At 69.7% G+C, this 11,508-nt stretch carries 8 protein-coding genes and 1 pseudogene; 7 read left to right on the top strand and 2 right to left on the bottom strand.

All coding sequences use genetic code 11. The features are described from left to right. The coding region (gene chrA, locus H0T81_RS10365) for a chromate efflux transporter (RefSeq protein ID WP_294012712.1) at positions 1–594 on the bottom strand (594 nt) is incomplete at its 3' end. 13 nt (positions 595–607) lie between these two features. Beyond that, the gene (locus H0T81_RS10360; RefSeq protein WP_294012710.1) at positions 608–2,209 is read right to left on the bottom strand and encodes an amidase; all 1,602 of its coding nucleotides are present in this window, start codon (positions 2,207–2,209) and stop codon (positions 608–610) included. 106 nt (positions 2,210–2,315) lie between these two features. Here H0T81_RS10360 and H0T81_RS10355 point away from each other — a divergent pair, with 106 nt between their 5' ends. From H0T81_RS10355 to H0T81_RS10325, 7 genes and pseudogenes are all read left to right on the top strand, one after another. Then, complete coding sequence (locus tag H0T81_RS10355; protein WP_294012707.1) at positions 2,316–4,967, top strand: TonB-dependent receptor; 2,652 nt, start codon at positions 2,316–2,318, stop codon at positions 4,965–4,967. Positions 4,968–5,007: 40 nt separating this feature from the next. Further along, positions 5,008–6,246: a histidine--tRNA ligase gene (gene hisS / locus H0T81_RS10350; RefSeq protein WP_294012704.1), complete on the top strand. Its 1,239-nt coding sequence runs from the start codon at positions 5,008–5,010 to the stop codon at positions 6,244–6,246. Next, complete coding sequence (gene prfA / locus H0T81_RS10345; RefSeq protein WP_294012701.1) at positions 6,243–7,328, top strand: peptide chain release factor 1; 1,086 nt, start codon at positions 6,243–6,245, stop codon at positions 7,326–7,328. Before hisS ends, prfA begins: the two co-directional genes overlap by 4 nt. Then, the gene (gene prmC, locus H0T81_RS10340; RefSeq protein ID WP_294012698.1) at positions 7,325–8,149 is read left to right on the top strand and encodes a peptide chain release factor N(5)-glutamine methyltransferase; all 825 of its coding nucleotides are present in this window, start codon (positions 7,325–7,327) and stop codon (positions 8,147–8,149) included. The genes prfA and prmC overlap by 4 nt, the downstream gene beginning before the upstream one ends. Positions 8,150–8,397: 248 nt before the next feature. Continuing rightward, positions 8,398–9,072, top strand: a complete 675-nt coding sequence (locus H0T81_RS10335; RefSeq protein ID WP_294012695.1) for a DUF4167 domain-containing protein — start codon at positions 8,398–8,400, stop codon at positions 9,070–9,072. 65 nt (positions 9,073–9,137) lie between these two features. Further along, positions 9,138–10,592, top strand: a complete 1,455-nt coding sequence (locus H0T81_RS10330; RefSeq protein WP_294012693.1) for a DUF4139 domain-containing protein — start codon at positions 9,138–9,140, stop codon at positions 10,590–10,592. Between the two features lie 5 nt (positions 10,593–10,597). After that, a pseudogene (locus tag H0T81_RS10325) lies at positions 10,598–11,508 on the top strand (hypothetical protein); the annotation flags it as partial.

The raw sequence follows: 11,508 nt of genomic DNA, 5'->3' as shown, positions 1-11,508 counted from the left end.
GAGCAGCGCAAGCACGGCGGCGATGGCGAGCACGGCCGCTGCCAGAAGGAAGCGCCGCTGCGCCAGCAGGACATAGCCGACACCCGCTGCCGGCAGCGTGATCCAGAAGCTGACTCCGAGCATCGCCGCGACACCGGTGGCCAGGGCGATCGACCACAGCCATCGATCGATGAGCGCATGTTCGCCAATCCGATGCACGGCGCGGACGATCAGCGCGATGACCCCGACCTGCACTCCCAGGAACAGCGGCCCCAGCGGAGGCTGGCTCAAGTCGAGACGGGCATAGGCCCACGACAAGGCGAGGATGAGCACCAGGCCGGGAAGCATGAAGCCGAGCCCCGCCAGGAACCCGCCGAGCCGGCCGCGCTTCATCATTCCGAAATGGACGCAGAGCTCGTGCGCCTCCGGGCCCGGCAGGACCTGGAAAACGGCCAGCAGGCGATTGAAGCGCCCGGTCGTCAGCCACTTTTGCTCTTCGACCAGTTCGCGCTTCAGCATCGCGATCTGGGCGACCGGTCCTCCCCACGCGAGGAATCCAAACCGCAGGAAGCGCGCGAAAATGGCGATCAGCGAAGGCGCTTGAGCGGCTGGCATTCCTGGCCGGAGTCTACCGGCGCGCCTGGGCCGGCTGCAGGTGGGGCGCGATCCGCGGGCTTTCCTCGATCGAGCGCAAGAACCTGGGCGCCGGCAAACCGCCGCGCGCCTGTTCGTACGCATGGCCCAGCCGCAGCATCCGCGCGTCGCTCCACTTCGGGCCGATGAAGCTGAGCCCGACCGGCAGCCCTTTGACCAGGCCCATCGGCACGGTCAGGTGCGGATAGCCGGCGACCGCCGCCAGCCTGCCGGCGCCGCCACCCGAGATCTGGTCGCCGTTGACCGCGTCGATCTTCCACGCCGGTGGCATCGTCGGCCCGACCAGGACGTCCAGCTTGTGCAGCTTGAGCAGCCGGTCGACACCCTGCGCTCCGGCGAGCCTCAGGCTCGTCGCGCGCGCCTGCTTGTAGGCCGGGTCGGACAGCCCCTTGGTCGCCTCGGCCTGGATGAAAATATCCTGGCCGAACAGCGGCATTTCGAGCGCCATATTGGCCTGGTTGAAGGCGATGACGTCGGCCAGGCTGCGCACCGGGATCGGCGCCGGGCTCGATCGCAGATAGTCGTTGAGGCCGGCCTTGAACTCGGTCAGAAGCACCTTGAACTCGTGCGAGCCGATCGGCCCGCGGTCGAACTCCTTGATCTCGACCAGCACCGCCCCTTGCGCGCGCAAGGTCGCCAGCGCGCGCTCGAACGGCTCATCGGTGCCGAAGCCCGAAGCAAAGCGCATCACTCCGATCCGGGCGCCCCTGAGCGCATCGGAGGCGCGCGGGCCGACGTGGAGCGCGGCGGCATAATCCGCCTTGTGCTGGTCGGCTTCCCTGGTTGCGGGATCGGCCGGGTCGCTGCCGGCGATCGCGGCCAGCAGCAGAGCCGCGTCGCGCACGCTCGCCGCCATCGGCCCCGGCGTGTCCTGGCTGGCGCTGATCGGGATCACATGGGTGCGGCTGACCAGCCCGACCGTCGGCTTCATCCCGACAATCCCGTTGATCGCCGCCGGGCAGGTGATCGACCCGTCGGTCTCGGTGCCGACCGCCATCGTCACCAGGCCGGCCGCGACCGCTGCGGCGCTGCCGCTCGACGATCCGCACGGGTTGCGGTCGAGCGCATGGGGGTTGCGGGTCTGGCCGCCGATCGCGCTCCAGCCGGAGATCGAATCGGACGAGCGGATGTTCGCCCATTCGCTCAGATTGGCCTTGCCGACGATCACCGCTCCGGCGGCCCGCAGCCTTGCGACCAGCGGCGCGTCGCGGTTGGTGACATTGTTGACCAGCGCCAGGCTCCCGGCGGTCGTCGGCAGCGGTCCCGCGACCTCGATATTGTCCTTGATCAATACCGGCGTTCCGGCGAGCGGGCCGCGGAGGCCCTGCGCTTCGATGCGCGTCGCCTGGTCGACGGCCGTCGGGTCGATCGCGATCACCGAGCCCAGCTGCGGGTCGATCCGCTCGATGCGGGCAATGGCGGCTCGGGTCGCCGCCACCGGGCCCATGTCGAGAACCGCCGGCGCGGTTACCGTTGCGATCGGCACCGGGGCCGCCCGGGGATCCTCGGCCGATGCCGTCGCGCAGCCGCCGAGCGCCGCGATGCCGGCGAGAATTGCAATCCACTTGTCGGTCACTGGAACCTCCGTCCTGGGCGGCGCAAGCATGGCAATTTTCCAGCCCCATCGCTAGACTCCCGGTCGCTGGTCGGGCCCGGTTGCCGCTTTGTCGAACGAAACAACGGTGTCAGCGAAGGTTCACCCACCGACCGTCACCGCCGCCCCCATGACCAAGTGGAAGTCACTCGGCGCGCTGCTTGCGGGCGTCTCTTTCGCGGCTTCGGCCCACGCCCAGACGACGCAACCGCCGGCCGACGAGCCCGCTCCCGCCGCCGCGGCTCCGGCCGACGTTTCGGAAGCGCCCGAGGACCTTGCCGACGACGAAGGCGGCGAGGAAATTGTCGTCACCGGCCAGCGGCCCCGCGGCTCGGTGATCGGCGACATCCCGCCGGAGAACACGCTCGACGCCCGCGACGTCCGGGCGACCGGAGCGACCGACATCAATGAGCTTCTCGAGGCGCTCGCTCCGCAGATCGGCAGCGCTCGCGGCCGCGGCGGCGAGCGGCCGGTGCTGCTCCTCAACGGCCAGCGCATCTCGAGCTTCCGCGAGCTTCGCGACCTGCCGACCGAGGCGATCCAGCGGGTCGAGATCCTGCCCGAGGAGGTCGCCCTCAAATACGGCTACCGAGCCGACCAGCGGGTCGTGAACATCATCCTGCGCCGGCGCTTCCGCTCGACCGCGGTTCGCGGCGAAGCCCGCACCGCGACCGAGGGCGGCTATTTCGGCGGGCTCGGCGACGTCACCCGGCTGATGATCGGCCGCGACAGCCGAACCACCCTCAACCTGCGCGCCGAGGGCAACGGCGACCTCACCGAATCCGAGCGCGACATCGCCTTGCAGCAACTGCCGGACAATCCCGACCTCGACCCGCGCGACGCTCGCACCTTGCTCGGCTCGCGGCGGTTGCTGCGCGGCGGAGTCACCCACAACCGCCAGATGTTCGGCGACGTCTCGGCGACGTTCAACAGCGAGCTCGAGCATAGCCACGGCCGCTCGCTGCTCGGCTTCCCGCTTCTCGCCGACGGCGAGCCTCTGCTCGGCGAGCTCGATCCGCGCGTCCGCGACACCTCGGCCGACAGCGCCCATGCCGGCGTCGCCCTCAACGGCAACCGGGCGCGCTGGCGCTGGTCGCTGACCGGCAACGCCGACTGGGCGCGCAACCTGACCTTGAGCGATCCGGACGACCGCGACTCCAGCCGGCAGAGCTCCCGCTCGATCCGCACGTCGGGCGACCTCGATGCGACCGCCAATGGGCCGTTGTTCAAGCTCCCGGCCGGCGATGCCAGCGCCACGGTCCGCCTCGGCGCCCGGGCGCTCGATCTCGACAGCCGCCGCCGCCGCGAAGGCATCACCAGCGCCAATTCGCTCGGCCGCACCCAGGGCAATGCGGCGGTCAATTTCGACCTGCCGGTCTCGCGCCGCAACCGCGACTTCGCCGCGCTCGGCAACCTCACCTTGAACGCCAACGGCGAAGTCGAGCAATTGTCCGACTTCGGCACTTTGACCACCGTCGGCGCGGGGCTCAACTGGTCGCCGGTCGAGCGCCTCAATCTGATCGCCAGCTGGACCCGGGAGGAAGGCGCTCCGTCGGTCCAGCAACTGGGCGACCCGATCCTCGAGACTCCCGGGACGCGTATTTTCGATTTCACCCGCGGTGAAACGGTGCTGGTCGAGGCGCTGACCGGCGGCAATCCGGGCCTCGATTCCGATCGCCGCAACGTCCTCAAGCTCAGCGGCAACTGGCGACCGTTCACGAAGACCGACCTCAGGCTGCGCGCCGAATATGTCCGCTCGAGGCTCGACCGGCCGGTGTCCAGCTTCCCCGGTCCGAGCGAGGCATTGGAAGCCGCGTTCCCCGAGCGCTTCGTGCGCGACGCGACCGGCCAGCTGATCGGCGCCGACCTGCGCCCGGTCAATTTCGACGAGGCCCGGCGCGACACTTTGCGCTGGGGCTTCGACTTCACCAGGCCGCTGCGCTCGGCGCGCCCGCCGCAGGCGCTGATCGACCAGATGCGGGCCCGCTTCGGTGGTCCGGGCGCCGAGCCACCGGCCGCCTCGCCACCGACCGTCGCGCCACCGGGCGGCGCGGCCCCACCCGCAGGTCCGCCAGCCGAAGGTCCGCCAGCCGAAGGTCCGCCAAACGAACCCCGCGGCGAACGCGGCGGTTTCGAGCGTGGCGGCGGAGGTCCCGGCGGCGGCGGCTTTGGCGGGCGCTTCGGCGGCGGCGGTTTTGGCGCCGGACGCCAGGGCGGGCGCCTGCAATTCTCGCTGACCCACACGCTCAACCTCAAGGACGAGGTCCTCATCCGCCCCGGCGTTCCCGAGCTCGATTATCTGCGCGGCGACGCGTTCGGTTCGTCCGGCGGACGCCCTCGTCACGAGATCGAGGCCCGGGCCGGCTGGTCGAACAATGGCCTCGGCGCGCGGCTGTCGGCCGACTGGCGCAGCGGCACCAGCGTCGACAGCGCCCAGGCCGGAAGCCTGCGCTTCTCGCCGCTGACGACGTTCGACCTGCGGCTGTTCGCCAACCTCGGCGAGCGCTTCGGCCTGGTCGCCAGGCATCCGTGGCTGCGCGGGACGCAGGTGCGGCTGGACGTCCGCAACCTGTTCGACGCCAAGCCCGAGGTTCGCGACGCGGCCGGCCAAGTGCCGTTCACCTACCAGCCCGACCTGCTCGACCCGCTCGGGCGCACCGTCGGCATCTCGATCCGCAAGTTGTTCAGCCCGCCGCCGAGCTTCTTCCGCCGCCAGGGCGACCGGAGCCCGCGAAGCTAAGCCTTTCCGCGGCTCGCGGAAATGTGCATTAGCCCCGCCGATGACCACGCTTCAGCCGGTCCGGGGGACGCAAAGCCTGCTTGGTGAAGACGCCGACCGCCTCGCGGCGGTGGTGGCGGCGTTCGACCGCGTCCGCCGACTGTTCGGGTTCCGGCGCGTCGAGGTCCCGGTGATCGAGCCGACCGACGTGTTCGCCCGCTCGATCGGCGAGACCACCGATATCGTCTCCAAGGAAATGTACACGTTCGCCGACCGCGGCGGGGATTCGATCACGTTGAGGCCCGAGTTCACGGCCGGAATCGCGCGCGCCTACCTGTCCGAAGGCTGGCAGCAGCACGCGCCGCTGAAAGTCGCGACGCACGGCCCCGCGTTCCGCTACGAGCGGCCGCAAAAGGGCCGCTTCCGCCAATTCCACCAGCTCGACGCAGAAGTGATCGGCGCCGCCGAGGCCGCCGCCGACGTCGAGATACTGTGTTTCGGTGACCAGTTGCTGCGCGAGCTCGGGATTGGCGACGGGGTCACGCTGGAGCTCAACACGCTCGGCGATCCGCAAACCCGCGAAGCCTGGCGCGCCGCGCTGATCGAGCATTTCAGCGCGCATCGCGCCGACTTGTCCGAGGACAGCGTCGCGCGGCTCGACCGCAACCCGCTGCGGATCCTCGACAGCAAGGATCCCGGCGACCGCGCCATCGCCGGATCCGCGCCGCCGATCGACGATTATTTGACCCCGGAGGCCGCGGACTTTTTCGCCGAGGTCACCGCCGGCCTCGACGCGGCCGGAGTTGAGTGGACGCGCAGTCCGCGGCTCGTGCGCGGGCTCGATTATTACCGCCACACGGCGTTCGAATTCGTCACCGACCGCCTGGGAGCGCAAGGCACCGTCATCGCCGGCGGCCGCTACGACGGGTTGATCGAGACGCTCGGCGGCCCTTCGACCCCGGCGGTCGGCTGGGCGGCCGGGATCGAGCGCCTGGCGATGATGATCGACACGCCCGCGGCGGATGCTCCTGACGTCGTTCTGGTGCCGCTCGGCGAGCGCGCCGAAGCCGAAGCCCAGCGCATCCTGTCGGTGCTTCGGCGCGCCGGAATCGCCGCCGACATGAGCTATCGCGGCAACGTGAAGAAACGGCTGAGCCGAGCGAGCGCGTCGGGCGCCGCCCGGGCGCTGATCATCGGCGACGACGAGCTTGCGAAGGGCGAGGCCCAGCTCAAGATTCTCGACAGCGGCGAGCAGCGTTCGATCCCGCTCCACGGATTGGCCGAGGCCCTCAAAGCATGACCGGCGTCTCGCCGGAACGGATCGCCTCGATCGAGTCGAGGAAGCATGAGCTTGCCGCGGCGATGAACGCGCCCGACCTGTCGCGCGACGAAATGGTGCGGCTGTCGAAAGACTATGCGGCGATCGAACCGGTCGCGCTTGCCGCCCGCGAAGTGCGGCGCCTGCGCGCCGAGCTCGAGGTGCTGACCAAGCTCGCCGCCGATCCGACCGCCGAGGACGAGCTGCGCGAAATGGCCGAGCACGAAGCCGCCGACATTCGCGTTCGATTGCCCGAGGCCGAGCGCGCGCTGGCCTTGAAGCTGCTGCCGCGCGACGCGGCCGACGAGCGCGCCGCGATGCTCGAGGTGCGCGCCGGCACCGGCGGCGACGAGGCGGCGCTGTTCGCCGGCGATTTGCTGCGCATGTACCAGCGCTTCGCCGAGGAGCAGGGCTGGCGCTTCGAGCTGATCTCGGCAAGCCCGTCCGACGTCGGCGGCTACAAGGAAGCGATCGCGTCGATCAGCGGCAGCGGCGTGTTCGCCAAGATGAAATTCGAAAGCGGCGTGCACCGCGTTCAACGCGTGCCCGCGACCGAAAGCGGCGGCCGGATCCACACTTCGGCGGCGACCGTCGCCGTGCTCCCCGAGGCCGAAGACGTCGACATCCACATCGACGAAAAGGACTTGCGCATCGACGTCTATCGCTCATCCGGACCGGGCGGTCAGTCGGTCAACACGACCGACAGCGCGGTGCGCATCACCCACTTGCCGACCGGCCTGGTGGTCATCCAGCAAGACGAGAAATCGCAGCACAAGAACAAGGCGAAAGCGCTCAAGGTCTTGCGAACGCGCTTGTTCGAGCTCGAGCGCGAGCGGCTGGCGAGCGAGCGCGCCGGAGCACGCAAGTCGATGGTCGGCTCGGGCGATCGCTCGGAGCGCATCCGCACCTACAATTTTCCGCAAGGGCGAGTGACCGACCACCGGATCAATCTGACCCTGCACAAGCTCGACCCGATCCTCGAAGGCCCGGGCCTCGGCGAACTGGTCGATGCGCTGATCGCCGAGGACGAAGCCCAGCGCCTCGCCGGCCTCGAGGAGGCGTGAGCGGGATTTCGAGCGCGCTTGCGGATGCGGCACGCCGGGTGGTCCCGGTCAGCGACACGCCGCTGCTCGATGCCGAGCTGCTGCTCGCGCACGCGCTCGGAGTCGATCGCGAGCAGCTGCTTCTCGACCCGCCGGACGACATTCCGCAAGGGTTTGAAAGCCTGGTCGCTCGGCGCGAGCACGGCGAGCCGGTGGCCTACATCGTCGGCCGGCGCGCATTCTGGACCCTCGAGCTCGAGGTTGCGCCGGGAGTGCTGGTCCCGCGCCCCGACAGCGAAACGCTGCTGGATTCCGCGGTCGCGCATTTCGAGGGCTCGGCCGGTCCGAAACGCATCCTCGACCTGGGCACCGGCTCGGGTGCGCTGCTGCTGGCCGCGCTCGACCAGTGGCGCCAGTCGAGCGGTCTTGGAGTCGACAGTTCGCCCGCCGCCCTCGCGATCGCTCAGCGCAATGCGACGCGGCTGGGCCTCGCCGACCGCGCCGAGTTTCAAATCGGCGATTGGGGACACGGCATCGACGAGCGCTTCGACCTCATCCTGTGCAATCCGCCCTACGTCGCCGTCACCGGCGAACTCGGGCCGGGCGTTGCCGAGCATGAGCCGCACGAAGCCTTGTTCGCCGGCGACGACGGGCTCGAGGCACTGCGGGCGCTCGCTGCGCAATTCCCGCGCCTGCTCGGCCAAGGTGGGCTGGCGGCGGTCGAGATCGGCTTCGAACAGGCGGCGAGCGCCGCTTCCCTGCTCGCTCGCGACGGGCTTTCTGCGCGCCTTGCCCGAGACTTAGCCGGACGACCGCGGGCGCTACTGCTAACTTGGGTTTGAACGAAATCGCTTGGCTTTCAGCCGTTACGGCTCTACATCCTTGTTGAGGCCGGGCCCGCATCACCACGAAAGCTGAGCGCATCCCGTCCCAACCCCCGACGCAATCGTGCCGTTTGCTGAGCGCTCAAGCGCAGACCGGAACGAAAGGGTCAGAGCCGCGCCCCGCCTTGCCTTTGCAACAGGGGACGCTGCCCTGCCTGCCTGACTGCGAAAAGGGGAAAGCTTCTGCTTTTTGAGGGAAAGCGAATTTGATCAATAATCGACAGGGTGGTGGCCGCCGTCGCGGCCGCGGGGGCCAGAGGCCCCAGAATCTCGGCGGACGGCCGGACGGCAATCGCCAGGACAACCGCCAGCGCGGCAATGCGGCGCAGCTCTTGGAAAAATACAAGAGCATGGCCCGCGACGCGCAGCTCGGCGGCGACCGGGTGCAGACCGAATATTACCTGCAATATGCCGACCATTATTATCGAGTGCTCGGCGAAAGCCGCGCCCGCTTCGAGGAGCAGCGCCGTCAGCGCGGCGACGGCGGCGACGGCGGTGACGACGGCGACGAGGACGACGGTGACGAGGAACTGGCCGAGGCCGGTGACGAGCAGCGATCGCACAACCAGCGCGACGACGAGCGGCCGGATCGTAGCGAGCGCTTCGAGCGCGGTGATCGTGCGCCGCGCTATTCGCGTGACCGCAACGACGGCGACGGCGCGAACCGCCAGAACCGCGAGCCACCGCGCAGCGTCGTTGCGCCGGTCGACAGCCCGAGCGCCAATCTCGAAAGCATTCCGTTCGATGCTTTGCCGCCCGCGATTGGCCGTGACGCTTCGGCCGAGCCGCCCGAGTCCGAGGAAGAAGCTGCGCGGCCCAAGCGCCGCGCTCGCCGTCCTCGTGCGGCCGACGATGAAGGCGACGTCGCTCCCGCTGCCTGACGTTTCAGCCAGTTTCCGTTCAGGATTGCTGTAACATTGTATCATCCATCCGCTGGGAGGGGTGTATGCGAATCTTGATTCTGTTGGGCTTGGCCGCTGTCGTTGCCGCGCCGCTTGTCGCTCAGCCGATTGCCGCCCAGCCCATGGTCCCGGCGCCGTCGCAGACCGCGCAGAGCGACGTTTCGGTCACCATCTACAACAACAATCGGGCGCTGGTCGAAGACAAGCGCCAGCTCGACCTTCCGGCCGGCCGCAGCCGCCAGGAATTCCGCGACGTGTCGGCGCAGATCGAGCCGGCGACCGTCAGCCTGACCGGCCGCGGAATCTCGATTGTCGAGCAGAATTTCGACTTCGACCTGCTGTCGCCCGCGGCGCTGATGCAAAAAGCCGTCGGCCAGACGGTGACGCTGGTCCGGACCAACCCGGCGACCGGCGCCGAAACCCGCGAGCGCGCGCGCATCCTCGCCGTCAACGGCGGCGTCGTGATGCAGATCGGCGACCGAATCGAGGTGCTCCGCGACGATGGCATTCCGGCGCGAGTGATCTTCGACCGGGTGCCCGAAACCCTTCGCCCGCGCCCGACGCTGTCGGTGACGGTGGACGCCGCCGGCGGCGGTCGGCGTCCCGTCACCCTCACCTATTTGACTCCCGGCCTCGGCTGGGCGGCCGATTATGTCGCCTTGTTCGACGAAGCCAACGGGCGGATGGACGTCCAGGGCTGGATCACCCTGACCAACAACAGCGGCACTCCCTACGTGAACGCTTCGACCCTGCTCGTCGCGGGAGCGGTCGGCCGGGCCGGTCACTATCGCGGCGATCCCTATGGGCGCTATCCGCCGCCGCCGCCACCGCCGCCACCGCCTCCCCCCGAGGTCGACGGCATGTACCGGCCGGGCACCGAGACCGCGCCGCGCGAGCGCCTCGGCGACTTCTATCTCTACCCGCTGCCCGAGCGGACGACGATCGCCGACAAGCAGACCAAGCAGGTCAGCTTTCTCGACGTCCACAACACGCCCGCGGCGCGCGCCCATGAGTTCCGCAACGGTTGGCTGTCGACCGCCGACCAGCCGCTGAGCGTCACCAGCGTGCTGCGCTTTTCGAGCGCGCGCGCGCAAGGCCTCGGCGACGCGCTTCCGGCCGGCATCATGCGCGTCTATCAGCGCGACGCCCGCGGCAACCCGCAGTTCGTCGGCGAGCATCGCATCGGCCACACGCCGATGGGCTCCGACATCGGCCTCGCCACCGGCCAGGCGTTCGACGTCAAGGTGCGCCCGATCGTCGAGGAGCGCACTCGGCTGAGCGGCGACCGCTGGCGAACGCGCATGCGCTATGAGCTGAGCAACGCCGGTCCGCGGCCGGTCACGATCGACCTCGTCCAGTCCGGCCTGTGGGGCGACACCAGGATCGTCGACCAGAGCCTGCGCTCGGAACGCCTCAGCGCCGACGACGTGCGCTGGCGCGTCAGCGTGCCGGCAAACGGCCGCGCGAGCGTCACCGCGACCTTCGACACCCGCCACTAAGCGCCATGCGCTTGCTCGCTACGCTGATCGCGGTCGGCTTCGCGGCCCAGGCCGGCGCCCAAAGCCTGGTCACCTCGCCGGCGCCCGACCGGGTCGCGGTCACCGTCTATCGCAACCCCGACCGCGGGCTCGAGCCGCTGAACCTGCAATGGCTCGGCGGCTATGCGCTGGTCAGCGAAACGCGCCGGGTGCGCCTTCCCGCCGGCGAGAGCGAGCTGCGTTTCGAGGGCGTCACCGCCGGCCTCGTGCCGCAAAGCGCGATCGTCACCGGGCTCGGCGACGCGGTGCTCGAGAAGAACCGCGATGCCCGCCTGCTGTCGCCCGGGGCGCTGCTCGACGCCTATCTCGGCCAGCGGCTGACTCTGCGCCGGACTTCGCGCGCCACCGGCCAGGTGCGGGTCCACGACGCGATCGTGCGGGCGAGCGCGGACGGAGTTGTGCTGCAGACCGAGGCGGGGTTCGAGGCCCTGCGCTGCACCGGCCTGTCAGAGACCCTGGTCGCTCCAGCCGTACCGGCCGACCTGTCGGCGAAACCGACCCTGTCGGTGCGGGTGCGCAGCCCGCGGCTCGTCGAGCGCGACGTCACCTTGTCCTACATCACCAACAATTTCGACTGGCAGGCCGATTATGTCGGCGACCTTTCCGCCGATGGCCGGACACTGAGCCTGTTCGCCTGGCTGACCCTGGCCAACGGCGACGATACCGGGCTGGTCGAGGCCGACACCAATGCGGTCGCCGGCAGGCTCAACCGCGAGCGCGTCTGGGTCGAGCGGGGCGAGGGACGGCCGATCACTCTCAACTGCTGGCCGTCGGGGACCACCAGCGACGTTCCGCTGGAGGCGATGGCGGTCTCCGATGAGTCCGAGCAGATCGTCGTCACCGGCAGCCGAATCCCGCCGCCGCCGGCGCCGCCGCC

This window comes from Sphingomonas sp. (assembly GCF_013812825.1).
Lineage (GTDB): Bacteria > Pseudomonadota > Alphaproteobacteria > Sphingomonadales > Sphingomonadaceae > Sphingomicrobium.
This window is presented reverse-complemented; position numbering and strand designations above follow the sequence as displayed.

What these genes read in the sequence shown, in the direction of transcription:
- hisS (WP_294012704.1), top strand. Translation starts at nt 5,008, where the DNA reads ATGACCACGCTTCAGCCGGTCCGGGGGACGCAAAGCCTGCTTGGTGAA.
- H0T81_RS10330 (WP_294012693.1), top strand. Translation starts at nt 9,138, where the DNA reads ATGCGAATCTTGATTCTGTTGGGCTTGGCCGCTGTCGTTGCCGCGCCG.
- prfA (WP_294012701.1), top strand. Translation starts at nt 6,243, where the DNA reads ATGACCGGCGTCTCGCCGGAACGGATCGCCTCGATCGAGTCGAGGAAG.